Annotated in this window: 16 protein-coding genes; 11 read left to right on the top strand and 5 right to left on the bottom strand. The window is 69.4% G+C overall.

What is annotated here, in order from left to right:
• Positions 1 to 8 precede the first annotated feature (8 nt).
• From aceB to K6T50_RS01560, 5 genes are all read left to right on the top strand, one after another.
• Complete coding sequence (gene aceB, locus K6T50_RS01580; protein WP_222607701.1) at positions 9 to 1,313, top strand: malate synthase AceB; 1,305 nt, start codon at positions 9 to 11, stop codon at positions 1,311 to 1,313.
• Between the two features lie 99 nt (positions 1,314 to 1,412).
• Positions 1,413 to 2,129 (top strand): fumarylacetoacetate hydrolase family protein, encoded by a 717-nt coding sequence (locus K6T50_RS01575; RefSeq protein ID WP_222607700.1) that lies wholly within the window; start codon positions 1,413 to 1,415, stop codon positions 2,127 to 2,129.
• Between the two features lie 114 nt (positions 2,130 to 2,243).
• On the top strand, positions 2,244 to 3,218 hold the full coding sequence (locus K6T50_RS01570; RefSeq protein WP_222607699.1) for a D-2-hydroxyacid dehydrogenase: 975 nt from the start codon (positions 2,244 to 2,246) through the stop codon (positions 3,216 to 3,218).
• A gap of 84 nt (positions 3,219 to 3,302) precedes the next feature.
• A complete protein-coding gene (locus tag K6T50_RS01565) occupies positions 3,303 to 3,851 on the top strand; it encodes a helix-turn-helix domain-containing protein (RefSeq protein ID WP_222607698.1) in 549 nt (182 codons plus the stop codon).
• 174 nt (positions 3,852 to 4,025) lie between these two features.
• Positions 4,026 to 5,243, top strand: a complete 1,218-nt coding sequence (locus tag K6T50_RS01560; protein WP_222607697.1) for an alanyl-tRNA editing protein — start codon at positions 4,026 to 4,028, stop codon at positions 5,241 to 5,243.
• 56 nt (positions 5,244 to 5,299) lie between these two features.
• On the opposite strand, the gene K6T50_RS01555 is transcribed toward K6T50_RS01560, so the two are convergent.
• A complete protein-coding gene (locus tag K6T50_RS01555; protein ID WP_222607696.1) occupies positions 5,300 to 6,616 on the bottom strand; it encodes a hypothetical protein in 1,317 nt (438 codons plus the stop codon).
• A gap of 153 nt (positions 6,617 to 6,769) precedes the next feature.
• Between K6T50_RS01555 and K6T50_RS01550 the strand changes: the two genes are divergently transcribed.
• Positions 6,770 to 7,933, top strand: coding sequence for an acyl-CoA dehydrogenase family protein (locus K6T50_RS01550; RefSeq protein WP_225935348.1), 1,164 nt, complete (start codon positions 6,770 to 6,772; stop codon positions 7,931 to 7,933).
• Between the two features lie 4 nt (positions 7,934 to 7,937).
• Positions 7,938 to 8,465, top strand: coding sequence for an HAD family hydrolase (locus K6T50_RS01545; protein ID WP_222607695.1), 528 nt, complete (start codon positions 7,938 to 7,940; stop codon positions 8,463 to 8,465).
• A 24-nt stretch (positions 8,466 to 8,489) separates the two neighbouring features.
• Here K6T50_RS01545 and K6T50_RS18830 read toward each other — a convergent pair whose 3' ends face one another.
• Complete coding sequence (locus K6T50_RS18830) at positions 8,490 to 8,726, bottom strand: DUF5822 domain-containing protein (protein WP_345778298.1); 237 nt, start codon at positions 8,724 to 8,726, stop codon at positions 8,490 to 8,492.
• A gap of 136 nt (positions 8,727 to 8,862) precedes the next feature.
• Between K6T50_RS18830 and panB the strand changes: the two genes are divergently transcribed.
• Positions 8,863 to 9,675: a 3-methyl-2-oxobutanoate hydroxymethyltransferase gene (gene panB, locus K6T50_RS01535; protein ID WP_222607693.1), complete on the top strand. Its 813-nt coding sequence runs from the start codon at positions 8,863 to 8,865 to the stop codon at positions 9,673 to 9,675.
• A gap of 179 nt (positions 9,676 to 9,854) precedes the next feature.
• Here panB and K6T50_RS01530 read toward each other — a convergent pair whose 3' ends face one another.
• On the bottom strand, positions 9,855 to 10,625 hold the full coding sequence (locus K6T50_RS01530) for an alpha/beta fold hydrolase (RefSeq protein WP_222607692.1): 771 nt from the start codon (positions 10,623 to 10,625) through the stop codon (positions 9,855 to 9,857).
• A gap of 169 nt (positions 10,626 to 10,794) precedes the next feature.
• Here K6T50_RS01530 and K6T50_RS01525 point away from each other — a divergent pair, with 169 nt between their 5' ends.
• Positions 10,795 to 11,049, top strand: coding sequence for a DUF7127 family protein (locus tag K6T50_RS01525; protein ID WP_222607691.1), 255 nt, complete (start codon positions 10,795 to 10,797; stop codon positions 11,047 to 11,049).
• On the top strand, positions 11,046 to 13,307 hold the full coding sequence (locus tag K6T50_RS01520) for a CDC48 family AAA ATPase (protein ID WP_222607690.1): 2,262 nt from the start codon (positions 11,046 to 11,048) through the stop codon (positions 13,305 to 13,307). The genes K6T50_RS01525 and K6T50_RS01520 overlap by 4 nt, the downstream gene beginning before the upstream one ends.
• Before the next feature lie 164 nt (positions 13,308 to 13,471).
• Here K6T50_RS01520 and K6T50_RS01515 read toward each other — a convergent pair whose 3' ends face one another.
• Together K6T50_RS01515 and K6T50_RS01510 are read right to left on the bottom strand one after the other, a co-directional pair.
• Entirely contained in the window at positions 13,472 to 13,771 is a 300-nt protein-coding gene (locus K6T50_RS01515) for a DUF7976 family protein (protein ID WP_222607689.1), read from the bottom strand.
• A gap of 106 nt (positions 13,772 to 13,877) precedes the next feature.
• Positions 13,878 to 14,951 (bottom strand): Mrp/NBP35 family ATP-binding protein, encoded by a 1,074-nt coding sequence (locus tag K6T50_RS01510; RefSeq protein WP_222607688.1) that lies wholly within the window; start codon positions 14,949 to 14,951, stop codon positions 13,878 to 13,880.
• A 170-nt stretch (positions 14,952 to 15,121) separates the two neighbouring features.
• Here K6T50_RS01510 and moaA point away from each other — a divergent pair, with 170 nt between their 5' ends.
• Positions 15,122 to 16,132, top strand: a complete 1,011-nt coding sequence (moaA, locus tag K6T50_RS01505; RefSeq protein ID WP_222607687.1) for a GTP 3',8-cyclase MoaA — start codon at positions 15,122 to 15,124, stop codon at positions 16,130 to 16,132.
• Positions 16,133 to 16,229: the final 97 nt, after the last annotated feature.

The raw sequence follows: 16,229 nt of genomic DNA, 5'->3' as shown, positions 1-16,229 counted from the left end.
CGGTAGACATGAGTGTACAACGGAAGTACGAACGCGAGTTCGTTCGAACGTTCTTCACGTCGCCGACGGCCGTCCAGGGGGAGGACGACTCGGCGAAGATGATCCGGAGCGCCGCGGGGCTTCGCGGCATCCAGGCGCCGGACGTGTGGGTGCCGGACAACGAGGACGCGACGGCGCCGTCGATGCGCGACGAGGGCGCGCGAAACATCATCGAGGTGGTCGCCGAGCACGGCGCCGACTTCCCCGGGGAGATCCACCCGCGCGTCGTCTGGCACCGCGACGACGCCGAGAAGCGCCTCGCCGGCTTCGAGTACATGCGCGAGATCGCCGACCCCGCCAACGGCGCGGTCGACCACATCGACGGGTTCGTCATCCCCGAGGTCGGCGACATCGACGACTGGAAGAAGGCCGACGAGTGCTTCCAGATGATCGAGGCCGAGCACGGGCTGGAGGAGGGGAGCCTCTCGATGTCGGTGATCGTCGAGTCCGGCGAGGCCGAGATCGCCCTCAACCGCGTGCGCGACGAGATGGGCAAGCCCTCGAACACGCTCGAACGCATGTTCCTGCTCGTCGACGGCGAGGTCGACTACACGAAGGACATGCGCGCGATGACGCCGACGGGCGAGCTGCCGGAGTGGCCCGAGCTGCGCCACAACACCTCGAAGGGCGCCAGCGCCGCCGGCCTCATCGCCGTCGACGGCCCGTTCGACAACATCCGCGACGTGGAAGGGTACAAGGAGCGAATGGAGGCGAACCGCGCGAAGGGCATGACGGGCATCTGGTCGCTCACCCCGAAGCAGGTCGAGGTCGCGAACAAGGCCCCGCTCCCCCCGAAGGACGGCACGTGGCTGTTCGAGGTCGACGGCGAGGAGGTCGAACTCGTCAGCGAGGGCGGCCGGGAAGTCTACGACGGCGACGGCGTGTCGCTGTCTGAGTCGGGCGGCTCGTACGTGCTCGCGATCGACGGCGACGAGCACGAGCTGACCGAGGACGAGCTCCGCGAGGAGCTGCTCGACCGCACGTCGTACGTCCCGAGCATGGACGACATCGTCGAGTCGATGGAGGAGTTCGAGGCGGCCAAGGAGGCCGGCAAGGGCGCCATCGCGATGACGCAGTCGGCGACGCTGTCCATCGACGGCGTCGAGATCGACCTCAGCAAGGACCGTATGTGGGACGAGGCGACCTATCAGGCCGCCCAGACGCCGATCACGCTGTTCCAGGACGTGTACGAGCATCGGCCGGACCAGCACGACGAGCTGGCGGAGATCTACGGCTCGGACGTGGTGGAGCGCGCGACGCAGGTCGGGAACTGAGCGACCGATAGCGTCGCGGGCCGCCGGCGTCCTCCCGCCCGCCCGGCCGCCGTCGCCGCGACGACAACGCTTTTTCGCCGTCCGACGCCCACTCGAGGCATGCGACTCGCACGCGCCCGCACCGCCGACGGGGTCCGCGAGGGGGAGTACCACGACGGAACGCTGCTCACCGACGACGCCGAGTACGAAGTCGGGGAGGCCGACCTGCTGGCGCCGTGTGACCCCGACGCGCTGTTCTGTGTCGGCCGGAACTTCGCGGCGACGCTCGACCAGATGGACTACGAGCGCCCCGAGGAGCCCGACTTCTTCATCAAGCCGCCGCACTCCGTCGTCGGCCACCGCGACCCGATCCCGTACCCCGAGTGGACGGGGGAACTCACCTACGCGGGCGAACTCGTCGCCGTGATCGACGAGCCGTGTTCGGATCTCGCGCCCGAGGAGGTGCCCGACGCCGTTCGCGGTTACACGGTGATGAACGACGTGGACGCGCTCGACCAGCAGGGCAGAACCGCGCGCAAGGCGTTCACCGCGTCCGGGCCGCTGGGACCGTGGATCGAGACGGATGTCGACCCCACAAACCTGGACATGTACACGGATGTCGCCGACGAGCGTCGCCAAGAGGCCAACACCGAGCTGATGCTGTTCGACCCCCACGAGGTCGTCTCGTACCTCTCGAAGCGCTTCGAGTTCCGCGCGGGCGACTGCGTCGCGTTCGGGTCGCCGGCCAATCCCGGCCTCGTCGAGCCCGGCGACACGGTCGAGATCACCTACGAGGGCGTCGGAACGCTCGTGAACGAGGTCGTCGCCGGCGACTGATCGCCGCGCGGCGCACGCGGCGACCCCGGCGAGCGCGGCGATCCGGAGGTCGCGGACGCGGTGTGGTCCGCCGCTGTCGGCGCGGTTAAGTCGGGGCCGGTCGTGGCGGCGCGCATGCGAATCGTCGTCACCAGACAGAAGATCCACGGCCACCCGGCCGCGGAGTACGCCGAGCTGCTGCGCGAGCGACTCCCCGATCACGAGGTCGTCCTCGCGGAAACCCCGGCGGAGGAGCGCGAGCAGATCCGGACCGCCGACGTCGTCACCGGCGAGGGCGCAGCCGCGGAGGAACATCTCGGGGGGGCCGAGTCGCTTCGCCTGTTCGCTGGCGTGTACGCCGGCGTGGGCCACCTCGATCTCGACGCCTTCGAGGACGCCGGCGTCGCCGTCACGAACGCCTCGGGCGTCCACGCGCCGAACATCTCCGAGTACGTGATCGGCGCGCTCGTCTCGCTCGCGCGCGACTTCCGCCGGGCGACCCGCCAGCAGGACCGCCGCGAGTGGCGCGCGTACCGGACGCGGGAGCTGTACGGCTCTACGGTGGCGGTCGTCGGGCTGGGCGCCATCGGCTCGGCGGTCGCCGAGCGATTGGAGCCGTTCGGCGTCGAGACGCTCGGCGTCCGGTACACGCCCGCGAAGGGCGGGCCCGTCGACGAGGTGTACGGCTTCGACGACCTCCACGAGGTGCTGGCGCGGACAGACCACCTCGTTCTCGCGTGCCCGCTGACGGACACGACCGAGGGGTTGATCGACCGCGAGGCGTTTCGGACGCTCCCGCCGCACGCGACGCTCGTGAACATCGCCCGCGGGCCCGTCGTCGACACCGACGACCTGGTGTACGCGCTGCGATGGAATCAGATCCGCGGGGCGTTCCTCGACGTGACCGACCCCGAGCCGCTCCCCGAGGACCACCCGCTGTGGGGGCTCGACGACGCCCGGATCACCCCGCACAACGCGGGGCACACGCCGCGGTACTTCGAGCGCGTCGCCGACATCCTCGCGGGCAACGTCGAGCGGCTGGAGGCCGCCGAAGCCGCCGGCGACGCCGGAGACGACGACGTTCCCGACCTCGAAAACCGGGTCGTCTGAGCGAACGCCCGTGGCGACGGTGACGGTTGCACCACCCCCGAACACGGAACACGGTTTTATCCCCCGGCGGACGTAGCAGGGTGCATGGCGAAGTACTCCACCGGGAGCGGCGGTGGCGGCGGCGACGGCGACGCGTGCGAGCTGTGCGGACGCGAGGACACCAGCCTGTCGGAGGCGAACGTCGCCGGCGCGCGGCTGTTGGTCTGCGGCGACTGCGCGCCCCACGACGACAACGCCCGGAGCGGCGGCTCCGACCGCGGCCGCGGCGGCGGTGGCGCAAGCGGGGGCGGGGGAACCGGTCGCGACGCCGACGAGCCGAGCCGGAAGAAGCGCGCCGCACAGAACGTCGCGAAGGCGATGGACGCCTCCACCGGCGACTCGCGCCACTGGGAGGAGGAGGGGACCGACTACGAGGAGGACCGGCTCCCGTACCTCGTGAAGGGGTACGGCGAGGTCGTCACCGAGGCGCGTCAGGACGCCGGGATGACCGCCGAGGATCTCGCGGCCGAGCTCGGCGTCGACGCCGAGCAGATCCACGCCGTCGAGGACGGACGGGCGGCTCGCGCGGGCGTCGGCGGATCGACGGTTCGGGGGATCGAGCAGGTGCTCGACGTGAAACTCGTCGACGAGTAAGGCGAGGCCGACCGGAGGGAGGCCTCGTAAGAGGGCGGCGAGCTTGCGGGCGAGCCGCCCAGGAATGGAACGCGGTCAACCGAAGAGAGGTCCCGGACTGCCCACGAACGAAGCGCGACCGGTCGACGCTGCCGCGGGCACACGCTTTTTCGCCCCCGGCGGCGACCACCGTCCATGAGCGACTCGCTGGCGCCGGCACACCCCGAGGTCCGGGAGTTCGAGGCGACGGTCGGATCGGTCGACGGACGCGACGTGACCCTCGCGGAGACGTACTTCTACCCAGAGGGTGGCGGCCAGCCCGCAGACCGGGGGACGCTCGGCGGCGTCCCCGTGGTGGACGTGCAGTCCCACGGGGACGCGGTCGTCCACACGCTCGCGGCCGACCCCGACTTCGCCGCCGGCGACACCGTCGCTGGCGTCGTCGACGACGACTTCCGGACGTACTGCATGCGCGCCCACACGGCGAGCCACGTGCTCTACGGCGCTGGACGGCGGCTCCTCGACGATCTGGGCTACGGCGGGTTCGGGATAACCGACGAGAAGGTCCGCGTCGACTTCGAGACCTCGACCGACATCACCGACGACGTGCTCGTCGACCTCGAACGGCTCGTCAACCGCGCGGTCTGGGACTCGCTGCCCGTCTCGTGGGAGACCCGCGCCGTCGAGGACGCCCGCGGCGACGACGCCGTCGCGTTCAACGACAAGACCGAGGACGACGTGATGGCCGATGCGGACTCGGTCCGCGTCGTCACCGTCGAGGGGTGGGACGAGGCAGCCTGCGGCGGCACGCACGTCTCCAACACCCGCGAGATCGGGCCCGTGACGGTGCTCGAACGTTCGAACCCCGGCGAGGGGCTCACCCGCGTCGAGTTCGCCGTCGGCCCCGCGGGGATCCGCCGGCGGGCCGAGACGCACCGCGAACTCCGCGCGGCGGCCCGCGAGGCGGGGGTCGGTCTCGACGGCGTCGCCGACGCGGTGGCCCGACTGGCGAGCGAGCGCGACGAGCTCGCGGACGACCTCGCGTCGCTGCGGGAGGAGGTGCTCGTCGGCCGCGTCCGCGACCTCCCGGCGGTCGACCGCGACGGCGACGACTGGCGGATCGGCGTCGTCGAGGGGTTCGACGCCAACGCGGTCGGCGACGCCGCGCAGTCGGTCGTCGGCGACGCGGATGAGGCGCCCGACGCCCCCGACGTGGTCGCCGCGGTCGGCGGCGGACCGGTGCCGTTCGTCGTCGTCGCGTCCGCGGGCGCCGTCGACGCCGGCGACGTGGTCGACCGCGTGACCGACGAGTTCGGCGGCGGCGGCGGCGGGGCGCCGACGTTCGCGCAGGGCGGCGGGATCGACGCTGACCCCGGCGCCGTCGTCGCGTTCCTCGAAAGGACCGACGAGTAAGCACCGGGACTCGACCCCGGGCGTCGCCGGGGCCGCCGGTACCGGTCATCCCGCTTCTACTCGTTCCGTTTTCGGGCCGCGATCCCGGCCGCACCCGCAAGCGCCAGCAGCGCGAGGACCGCCGACAGCGACGTGAAGCCGGGGAAGCTGACGAACGATTCGGACGGCGGCGTCGTGGTCGCGGTCGGCGTGGCGGTCGCCGTCGGGGCCGGCGTGTCGGTCGGGGTCGCCGTCGGCGACGCGGTCGGCGTCCGCTCGCGAACCACCGCGATCGTCAGCGGCGACGAGGTCAGATCCTCCGTTTCGGCGACCACCGTCCGGTTTCCGGCCGAATCTAATCGGACCGTCAGCGTCCCGTCGCCGCCGGTGGTGCCGACCGCCTCGCCGTCCACGAGCACCCGCGCGTCCGCGACTGGGTCGCCGTACGCGTCGGTGACCGTGACGACGTTTCGCTCGCCGACGAGCACGCGGTCGTTGACCGTGGTGACGTTCAGCGTCGGCGTCCGGCTGAGGTTCACCGACACCGGGCGCGCGGACTCGCCCACCCGAACCGTTCGCGAGACAGTCTCGTACCCTTCCTTGGTCACCTCCAGGTCGAGGTCGGCGTTGACGGGGACCTGCGCGGTCGCCTCCCCGTTCTGGAGCGTCCGGAACGTCCCGGCCGTCTCCAGTATCAACTGCGCGTCCGGGACGGGCTCGGCCGGGTCGAACCGGTCGTCGACTACTTCGAACGAGAGGGTAATCGAGCCGCGCTCGATCGCGACAGTCTCGCGGGAGGAGTCGCCCACCTGCACGTCGCGGACGACCCGGTAGTATCCCTCCTTGACGACGGTGAGGCTGTACTCGCGCTGCTCGATCGTTCCCGTGGTGAAGCGCCCGTCGTCGTTCGTCCGCCCGTTGACGACGATCTCGCCGTCCACGCGTGCGATGACGCGCGCATCGGCGACGGCATCTCCCCTATCGTCCTCGGTCGAGACGGTGAGGCTTCCCCGTTGGCGGACGGTGACCCGGACGGTCTCCTCGTCGGTGGAGTCGACGACGAACGGCGCGTTCCGGACGTACTCCGGGTGGTCGACACCGATCTCGACGGTCGAGCCGGCGGGAACGTCGACGAAGGCGCGCCCGTTGCCGGCGGTCGTCGCCGTCGCGGAGCCGTTCTCCCACGTTGCGGTGAGATCCGCCTCGGAGACCGGATCGCCCTCGGGGGTCTGCACTGCGATCGTGAGGGTGACCGTCGATTCCTGTGCGGAGGGGTCGGCCGCGTCGACGCCGGCGGCGGGGCCGGGCTGTCCGGCGCCGACCGCGCCGACGGCGGGCGCGAGCCCGAGGAGCACCACCGTCGCGATGAGCAGCGGTCGCGTGTAGGGACGCATCGGGTCGGAACTCGTGGTCCTCCCGGAAAGGTAAGCGCGACTTTCGCGCCGACAAGGGGTCGATAACTGAACCCGGGTCCCCGCGGTCGCCCCCGCACCCCCGGCCACCGAGGAGTCAGACACGCTTAACCTCCGCGCGCCGAAGCCACCGACATGGCACACGCGAACGCGGACGCGTACGCGCACTCCCCGTCGATGCTTGACGACGAGGAACGCGCGATCCGCGAGGTGGTACGCGAGTTCGCCGTCGAGGAGCTCCGCCCGGGCGCCCGGGAGGCCGACGAGACGGAGGAGTTTCCCGAGGAGGCGTGGGACAAGCTGGCCGACCTCGATCTCACGGGGCTGACGGTCCCGGAGGCGTACGGCGGCTTCGACGCCGACCGCTCGACGTACGCGATCGTGAACGAGGAACTCGCGTACGGACAGCTCGCGGTCGCGACCGCCCTGTCGGTTCACTGCCTCGCGACCTCCTGTATCGCCAACTTCGGCTCTGAGGCCGTCAAGGACGAGTGGCTCCCCGAGATGGTCGACGGTCGCCCGGTCGGCGCCTTCTGTCTCTCCGAACCCGGGGCCGGGTCGAACCCGGCGGAGATGACCACGACCGCCGAGCGCGACGGCGACGAATACGTTCTGAACGGCGAGAAGCAGTGGATCACGAACGGCGAGCGCGCCGGCGTCTACATCGTCTTCGCGAAGAGCGACGCCGACGACGAGGGCTCGATCACCCAGTTCCTCGTCCCCGCCGACTTCGACGGCGTCGAGGTCGGCAAGAAGGAGGAGAAGCTCGGCCTGCGCGCCTCCGACACGGTCGGGATGCAGTTCTCGGACGTGCGAGTGCCCGAGCGGTACCGCCTCACCGAGGAGGGAAAGGGCCTGTCCGCGGCGTTCGAGACGCTCACCGGCGGCCGGATCGCGATCGCCGCACAGGCGGTCGGCCTCGCGCAGGCAGCCTTCGACGAGGCCCGCGAGTACGCCCACGAGCGAGAGCAGTTCGACGCGCCGATCGCCGAGATCGAGGCGGTGCGCAACACGTTCGCGGAGATGGCGACGAAGGTGCAGGCGTCGCGACTGCTCGTCCGGGAGGCCGCGCGTCAGTCCGACGCGGGCGAGGATCCCCGGCTCGCCGCATCGATGGCGAAGTACTTCGCCAGCGAGTCGGCCGTCGACGTGACCAACGAGGCCGTTCAGATCCACGGCGGCTACGGCTATATGAGCGAGTTCGACGTGGAGCGGTTCTACCGCGACTCGAAGATCACGACGATCTACGAGGGGACGACGGAGATCCAGAAGACGATCATCGCCCGGGAGCTGTTGTAGTCCCGTGACCGGAGCGTACGCGAACTACGAGGCCGTCGTGTTCGATCTCGACGGCACGCTCGTCGACCTCGCGGTCGACTGGGACGCGGCCGCGAGCGACGCGATCGGCCTGTTCGAGCGCAACGGCCACGACGCCGCCGGCGCCGACCTGTGGGGGCTCCTGGAACGCGCCGACGAGGCGGGACTTCGCCCGGAGCTTGAGGCGGTGCTCGCGGACCACGAGACGCACGGCGCCGCGGCGTCGACGCGGCTCCCGCACGCGGATCATCTCCCGCTGTCGGTTCCGACGGGGGTGTGCTCGCTCAACTGCGAGGCCGCGTGTCGGACGGCGCTGGACCGCCACGACCTGACCCCCCACGTCGGGGCCGTCGTCGGCCGCGACTCGGTGGCAACGTACAAGCCGGATCCCGAGCCGCTGGTCGCGACGCTGCGGGATCTGGGCGCGGATACCGAGGGGGCGCTGTTCGTCGGCGACTCCGAACGCGACGCCGTGACCGCGCGGCGCGCGGGCGTCGACTTCCGGTGGGTGTAACGTCGCCGGAGGGAGTGCCGCCGCTCACTCGGCCCGGACGTTCCTCTCGTAGTAGTAGGCGGCCAGCGCGGTCACGATCCAGATCACGGCGCCGACTCGGATCGCGAAGCTCGCGCGCGCACCCCAGGTGGGGAGCGTCACGAACGCCGACAGCGCCGCGACGAGCACGGCGCCGGCAGTCACCGTGACGACGAACGTCATCTGCATCACCCACCCGTAATCGACACCATCCGGATCGGTCGACTCGACGCGCTCGGGCACGGTCCGAGGTTCGAGGCGACCGGGTAAGCCGTGTCGATCCGTCGTGGCGACCCGAGGGGTGCCGACCGACGCCCGCGGACGTCGGCGGTCGCCGGGATCGCACCGATTAATCCGGTCGGCGGTCGATACCCCGGGCATGGTAACCACGCGCGAGCTCCGAGATCGGGCGGGCGACGAGCCCATCACGATGCTGACGGCGTACGACGCGCCGACCGCGGCGGTCATCGACGATGCCGGGATCGACGTGATCCTCGTCGGCGACTCGATGGGCAACGCCGTGCTCGGGCACGACTCGACGCTCCCCGTCACGCTCGAGGAGGTGCAAAGCCGGACCGGAGCCGTCGCTCGCGCCACGGAGGACGCGCTCGTCGTCGCCGACATGCCGTTCCTCTCCTTCGGGGTCGACGACGCCGACAGCGTCGAGAACGCCGGCCGGATGCTGAAGGAGGCGGACGCCGACGCCGTGAAGATCGAGTCCGGGCCGCACACGGTCGAGTTGACCCGGAAGCTCGCCCAGCTCGGGATTCCCGTGATGGCGCACCTCGGGCTAACGCCCCAACACGTGAACCAGCTCGGCGGCTACCAACGGCAGGGTACCGACCCTGATGCGGCCGAGGAACTGCTGGAGCTGGCGCGCGAGCACGAGGACGCCGGCGCGTTCTCGCTCGTGCTCGAACACGTGCCCGCGAACCTCGCGGCGCAGGTGACGGCGGCGCTCGACATCCCGACGATCGGTATCGGGGCGGGTCCGGACACGAACGGCCAGGTGCTCGTGATCACCGACGTGCTCGGCCTCGACGAGTGGTCGCCGCCGTTCTCCAAGCAGTACGCAGACCTCCGCGGGGAGATGACCTCGGCGGTCGAATCGTACAAGCGCGAGGTCGAAAGCGGCGAGTTCCCGGCGGACGAACACAGCCACGTCGAGGACGACGTCGACGACGTGTACTGACCGTCCTTTGGAGTAGTTTGGGGCTGACAGGCGACTCGCGCCGCTCCCGGGTCGGTGAGTCGCACACCCGCTGGACGACCCGGGCCGTTCAGATCGGCACGGGACCGTTGGTGCCGGGATGGTATTTGAACGTTCGCCGGTCGCGGGTCGGCCGATCGACCCGGCCGCGCGCAGGGTCGCTACAATCCGTCGAGGAACGTCGCGACGGCGTCGTTGAACGCCGCCGGTCGCTCGATCATCGCCAGATGCGCGGCGTCGTCGAGCACCGCGAGGTCACATTCGGGGATCTCCTCGGCGAGATACTCGTGGTACCGCTGCGGCGTGAGCCCGTCGTGTTCGCCGACGATCGCGAGGGCTGGAACGTCGATCTCGCCGAGTCGGTCGCGTACGTCGAACTCGTGGCAGGTGCGGAAGTCGCGCTCGACGACTGGCCGGCCCGCGTCGCGCATGGCCGCACGGGAGCGGTCGAGCGCGTCCTCCTCGGCGTCGTGGAACAGACGGTCCGGTTGGTGAAGGAATTCGACGGCACGGTCGAAGTCGGTTCGTAGCCACACAAGCAGGTCGTCGAGCACGGCCAGCTTCGCTCCCGTCCCCGTCAGAACGAGCCCGTCGAGCGCGAGGTCGCGTTCGAGCGCGACCCACATCGCGATCGCGCCGCCGAGGGAGTTCCCCACGAGCACCGAGTCGTCCGTGGCGTTCGCGACTGCCACCACGTCGTCGGCGTACGCCTCGAGAGCCTCCGGCCCGGGCTGGGCGTCGACATCGTCGCTGTCGCCGTGTCCGCTGAGATCCAGGGCCGTCACCGGCGTCCGGTCGGCGAGCCGCGACTGTCCCGTCCACACGTCGTTCGTTCCTCCGCTGCCGTGCACGCACACCAGCCCCGGCCCCTCCGCCGCCCCGCCGCGGGTCCGATACGCCGTCTCCCGGCCGTGATGGGTCACCGTGTTCATGCAGGTGTCTCGCGCGGGTGGGGGCATAAATCGGCCGGGGGGAGCGCGGTGACGACGACGGCTGTATCTCGAACTGCAAATCGACCGTAAACTAGGATACGCTACGCCCTACTGCGATTCATCGGAGAAAGGTTTATATATTTGAGTGTGTTACTTGTTGTTAGGACAAATGAATCAACGCACCTCCGTCGACCGGCGCGAACGGTTCCTCCGCCGGTACGACTACGACGACGGGACGGTCATCGCTGCGGACCTGAACGCCGCCGACGAGGACGTGACGGTCGACACGGTCGACGGGACCGCGATCGTCGTGATCGACGGCGAAGGCGACCGCGAGGACGAGGAGTTCGAGTTCGATCTCCCCGGCCCGGCCGCAAGTGTTGACATCGAGAACGGCGTACTCACGATCGGGATCAACGCATGAAGCTCACGGTTAAACCCCTGAAACAGAAGGACGCGGGGCGTCGTCTCGCCGCGATCGACCGGGTCGCCGCCGACGAGCTCGGACTCTCGGGCGGCGATTACATCCGTATCGAGGGCGACTCGACCGGGATCGCCCGCGTGTGGCCGGGATACCCGGAGGACGACAACACGGGCATCGTCCGGATCGACGGCCAGCTCCGGCAGGAGGCGGGCGTCGGGATCGACGACCGCGTGACCGTCGAGCCGGCCGAGGTCGAGCCCGCAGAGCGGATCACGATCGCGCTCCCCCAGCAGTTCGGGGTCCGGGGCAACATCGGCTCAATGATCCGCGACAAGCTCTCCGGGCAGCCGGTCACCCAGGGACAGACGATCCGGTTCCCGCTTGGGCTGGGGTTGATGGGCGGCGGATCGCAGGCGGTGCCGCTCAAGATCGCCTCGACGAACCCCTCCGGAACCGTCGTCATCACCGACTCCACGGACGTGGACATCTCCGAGAAACCGGCCGAGCAGATCGCCGAGGGCGCGGCCGGCGGCGGCGCCGAGACGCCGGACGTGACCTACGAGGACATCGGCGGGCTCGACGACGAGCTCGAACAGGTACGCGAGATGATCGAGCTGCCGATGCGCCACCCGGAGCTGTTCAAGCGCCTCGGCATCGAGCCGCCGAAGGGCGTGCTCCTCCACGGTCCGCCGGGCACCGGGAAGACCCTGATCGCGAAGGCCGTCGCCAACGAGATCGACGCCAACTTCCAGACGCTCTCGGGCCCCGAGATCATGTCGAAGTACTACGGGGAGTCCGAGGAGCAGCTCCGCGAGGTGTTCGAGGAGGCCGCCGAGAACGCCCCCGCGATCATCTTCATGGACGAGCTGGACTCCATCGCGCCCAAGCGCGAGGAGGCCGGCGGCGACGTGGAACGCCGCGTCGTGGCTCAACTGCTCTCGCTGATGGACGGACTGGAGGAGCGCGGCGAGGTCGTCGTCATCGGGGCCACCAACCGCGTCGACGCCATCGACCCAGCCCTCCGGCGCGGCGGCCGCTTCGACCGCGAGATCGAGGTCGGCGTCCCGGACCGCGACGGGCGCCGCGAGATCCTGCAGGTTCACACGCGGAACATGCCGCTGTCGGACGACGTCGATATCGACGAGTACGCCGAGACGACCCACGGCTTCGTCGGTGCCGACCTCGAGAGCCTCGCGAAGGAGGCCGGGATGAACGCGCTGCGGCGCATCCGCCCGCAGCTCGACCTGGAGGAAGAGGAGATCGACGCCGAGGTGCTGGAATCGATCCAGGTCACTAGCGCCGACATGAAGGATGCGCTGAAGGGGATCGAGCCCTCCGCGCTGCGGGAGGTGTTCGTCGAGGTCCCCGACGTGACGTGGAACGACGTGGGCGGCCTGGAGGACACGAAAGAACGCCTTCGCGAGACGATCCAGTGGCCGCTCGATTACCCGGAGGTGTTCGAGGCCATGGACATGGAGTCCGCCAAGGGTGTGCTCATGTACGGCCCGCCCGGCACCGGGAAGACGCTGCTCGCGAAGGCCGTCGCCAACGAGTCCGAGTCCAACTTCATCTCCGTGAAGGGGCCCGAACTGCTCAACAAGTTCGTCGGCGAGTCCGAGAAGGGCGTCCGCGAGATCTTCAGCAAGGCCCGCGAGAACGCGCCGACCGTCATCTTCTTCGACGAGATCGACGCGATCGCGACCGAGCGCGGCCGCAACACCGGCGACTCGGGCGTCTCCGAGCGCGTCGTCTCCCAACTGCTGACCGAGCTCGACGGCCTCGAAACGCTCGAGGACGTGGTCGTCATCGCGACGACCAACCGGCCGGACCTCATCGACAACGCCCTGCTGCGTCCGGGTCGCCTGGACCGCCACGTCCACGTGCCCGTCCCCGACGAGGAGGGGCGCCGGAAGATCTTCGGGGTCCACACCGAGCACAAGCCGCTGGCGGACGACGTGGACCTCGACAAGCTCGCGCGCAAGACCGACGGCTACGTCGGCGCCGACATCGAGGCCGTCTGCCGCGAGGCGTCGATGAACGCCTCGCGGGAGTTCATCACCTCCGTGTCGCCCGAGGAGGTGGACGACTCCGTCGGCAACGTCCGCGTGACGATGGCGCACTTCGAGGACGCGCTCGACGAGGTCAGCCCCTCGGTCACCGAGGAGACCAAGGAGCGCTACGAGGAGATCGAACAGCGGTTCCGGAACCGCGAGCCCCGCGAGGAACAGGACCGGGAGCTGGGTCGGACGTTCCAATGAACCTCTTTTAACGGGGTCCTCGCGCGCCTCCGGCGCGCTCGAACCCCGTCAAAACCCGTTCATGCCAAAACGACCCCTCGTTCGGGCTGACGGAGTCAGCCCTCACTCGCGGAACAACTGCTGGTGATTTCCGCACCGCATCCGCACCGCTACCGTGACCGCTCTTATTCCCGTTTCAGCCCGCCTCTCTCCTTGATCTGCATGATCCGCCTCACGTTCAGATAGATCTCCTCCGGGGACGTGTCCTCGTCGGGGTCGTACAGGTCCGAGATGCGATAGAGGATCGCCGAGAGCTGCTTCGACTCGCCCGAGTCGCCCCGGACGTCCTCGGCGACCGTGCGAAGGATCTCCCTCGTCTCCGCGTCGGCGACGAACCCCTCGTCGGAGTCCGGCGCGAGCTGCCAGTCGGGGTCGTCGTCCTCCCGGAGGTCCGCGGGGAGGCGATCGTCCTCGTCGTCGGCCATGTTCGGCCTCTGTGGTCCCGGCGCTAATGACTTTCCGACTCCGTCAGACACTCATGAAAACTGGTGTGTCGCGCGTCGGTACGGCCGATAGTGACCGTCCGAGCCGTTACTGCGTCGGCGAGTTCCCCTGTGCGCGTCGGCTCACTGTCCGGCGCTGGACGACGCCGACGTTGTTCGCGACGTTCTCCGTGACGATCTTGAACGCGTCGCCGACCTCGCCGGGCTGGTCGTCGAGCACGACCGGCTTGCCGCCGTCGCCGCCCGCGCGGACCTCCGGATCCAGCGGGATCCCCCCGAGGAACGGGAGGTCGTTGTCAGCGGCGAACTGCTTGCCGCCGCCCTTCCCGAACACCTCGTGTTCGGAGCCGCAGTCCGGACAGACGAACCCGGACATGTTCTCGACGATGCCGAGCACGTTCGTGTCGTGCTTGCCGAACATGCGCAGCCCCTTGTTCGCGTCGTCGAGGGCCACGTCCTCGGGCGTCGTGACGATGACCGCGCCCGTGAGCGGCAGCGTCTGGAGGATCGTGAGCTGCGTGTCGCCGGTCCCCGGCGGCAGGTCGAGCACGAGGTAATCGAGCGCGCCCCACTCCACGTCCTCGACGAGCTGCGTGAGCAGCTTGTGGACCATCGGGCCGCGCCAGATAACCGGGTCGTCCTCGCCGACGAGGAACGCCATGCTCATCAGCTTCATCCCGTACTTCTTTGGCGGGATGATCGTGTCCTGATCGGTCGCGTGGGGCGCCTCGTCGGCGTCGACCATCCGCGGCACGTTCGGCCCGTAGATGTCCGCGTCGAACAGGCCGACGCGCGCGCCCAGTTGTGAGAGTCCCGCCGCGAGGTTCACCGCGACCGTCGACTTCCCGACGCCCCCTTTTCCGGACGCGACGGCGATGACGTTCTTCACGTTCGGGAGCACCTCCTCGCCCTCCGAGAGGTCCGACTCGACGTTCGCGGAGATGTCGAGCGCGTAGTCGGCCTCCGCGAGCGCGTCGCGGACGCCCTCGGCGATGGCCGTCTCGTTCGGCGCGTACGGCGCCCCCAGCGCCAGCGACACCCGGATCACGCCGTCCTCGTCGTCGACCTGTACCGCGTTCACCAGGCCGAGCGAGACGATGTCCTCCCCGAGGTCGGGGTCCTCGACGCCCGAGAGTCGCTCGCGTACGGCGGCTTCGTCCATGGCTTGCCGTCGGCGAGCGCTCCGAATAAGGGTTTCCCACGTGGCACTCTCCCGCCGGACGTGGGCGACCGTTGTATCTACTTAGATACGTCGAATGTAACGTTTCGAGGTTACATTCACCCCCGATCGCCCCACACGTTCAAGTACGCTCGAACGAAGGTTGGTACATAATGCCGACACCGCTGGTCGACGACTTCGGGCGGGAGGTGACCGGGGTGCGCGTCTCGCTGACCGACCGGTGCAACTTCGACTGCGTCTACTGTCACAACGAGGGGCTGGGGGACACGCGCGGGCCGATGGACCCGCAGGACGATGAGATGTCCACCGACGACGTGGTCCGATTTCTGGAGGTCGCCGCCGAGTTCGGCGTCGACGCGGTGAAGTTCACCGGCGGGGAGCCGATGCTCCGGGACGACCTGGAGGAGATCATCCGGCGCACGCCCGACTCGATGGAGACCTCGATGACGACCAACGGGACGTTCCTGCCCGGTCGCGCGGACGACCTCGTCGACGCTGGGCTCGACCGCGTCAACGTCTCGCAGGACGCGCTCGACCCCGAGGCCTTCGCCGAGATCACCAAATCGGGTGCCTACGAGCAGGTGTTGGAAGGCGTCCGCTGTGCAGTGGACGCCGGCCTCGACCCGGTGAAGCTGAACATGGTCGTGTTCGAGCACACCGCCGGCTACGTCGAGGGGATGGTCGAGCACGTCGCCGAGAACGACGGCCTCCAGCTCCAGCTCATCGAGTACATGCCCGAGTTGACCGGGAAGCCCGAGTGGAACATCGACATCCAGCGCGTGCACGACTGGTTGTCGGACATCGCCGTCCGCGTCGAACACCGCGAGATGCACGACCGCAAGCGCTACTACGTGGGAGACGCCGACGCGGCGTCCGCGGAATCGCCGGACGCCGCGGGGCTCGGGATGGTGGAGATCGTCGACCCCGTCGAGAACGACGACTTCTGCGCCAACTGCGGACGGGTACGCGTCACCCACGAGGGGTATCTCAAGGGCTGTCTCAACCGCAACGACGACCTCAAGTCGATGGGCGAGATGACGAAACCCGAGATCCGCGAGGCGTTCCGCGAGGTGGTCGCCGACCGTGTCCCCTACTACGGCGAGTACCTCGTCGAGAACGACCGCGGCGAGTGGGAGATCAACGAGGAGTACATCGGGGCGTGAACGATCCGCGCGATCACGGCGACCGCGTGTGAACTCGACTCAACCGGCCCGCGGAACGCACCATTTATACCCGCGACAGGAGAAGACGTGCGCACGA

This window comes from Halobaculum magnesiiphilum (assembly GCF_019823105.1).
Taxonomy (GTDB): domain Archaea; phylum Halobacteriota; class Halobacteria; order Halobacteriales; family Haloferacaceae; genus Halobaculum; species Halobaculum magnesiiphilum.
Note: the sequence above shows the minus strand (reverse complement) of the source record. Positions and strands in the feature narration are given on the sequence as shown.

Bases quoted from the DNA above. Each gene is read 5' to 3' on its own strand.
- aceB (WP_222607701.1), top strand. From the start codon at position 9: ATGAGTGTACAACGGAAGTACGAACGCGAGTTCGTTCGAACGTTCTTC.
- K6T50_RS01520 (WP_222607690.1), top strand. From the start codon at position 11,046: ATGAAGCTCACGGTTAAACCCCTGAAACAGAAGGACGCGGGGCGTCGT.
- K6T50_RS01575 (WP_222607700.1), top strand. From the start codon at position 1,413: ATGCGACTCGCACGCGCCCGCACCGCCGACGGGGTCCGCGAGGGGGAG.
- panB (WP_222607693.1), top strand. From the start codon at position 8,863: ATGGTAACCACGCGCGAGCTCCGAGATCGGGCGGGCGACGAGCCCATC.
- K6T50_RS01530 (WP_222607692.1), bottom strand. From the start codon at position 10,625: ATGAACACGGTGACCCATCACGGCCGGGAGACGGCGTATCGGACCCGC.
- K6T50_RS01560 (WP_222607697.1), top strand. From the start codon at position 4,026: ATGAGCGACTCGCTGGCGCCGGCACACCCCGAGGTCCGGGAGTTCGAG.
- K6T50_RS01550 (WP_225935348.1), top strand. From the start codon at position 6,770: ATGGCACACGCGAACGCGGACGCGTACGCGCACTCCCCGTCGATGCTT.
- K6T50_RS01525 (WP_222607691.1), top strand. From the start codon at position 10,795: ATGAATCAACGCACCTCCGTCGACCGGCGCGAACGGTTCCTCCGCCGG.
- K6T50_RS01570 (WP_222607699.1), top strand. From the start codon at position 2,244: ATGCGAATCGTCGTCACCAGACAGAAGATCCACGGCCACCCGGCCGCG.
- moaA (WP_222607687.1), top strand. From the start codon at position 15,122: ATGCCGACACCGCTGGTCGACGACTTCGGGCGGGAGGTGACCGGGGTG.
- K6T50_RS01515 (WP_222607689.1), bottom strand. From the start codon at position 13,771: ATGGCCGACGACGAGGACGATCGCCTCCCCGCGGACCTCCGGGAGGAC.
- K6T50_RS01565 (WP_222607698.1), top strand. From the start codon at position 3,303: ATGGCGAAGTACTCCACCGGGAGCGGCGGTGGCGGCGGCGACGGCGAC.
- K6T50_RS01555 (WP_222607696.1), bottom strand. From the start codon at position 6,616: ATGCGTCCCTACACGCGACCGCTGCTCATCGCGACGGTGGTGCTCCTC.
- K6T50_RS01510 (WP_222607688.1), bottom strand. From the start codon at position 14,951: ATGGACGAAGCCGCCGTACGCGAGCGACTCTCGGGCGTCGAGGACCCC.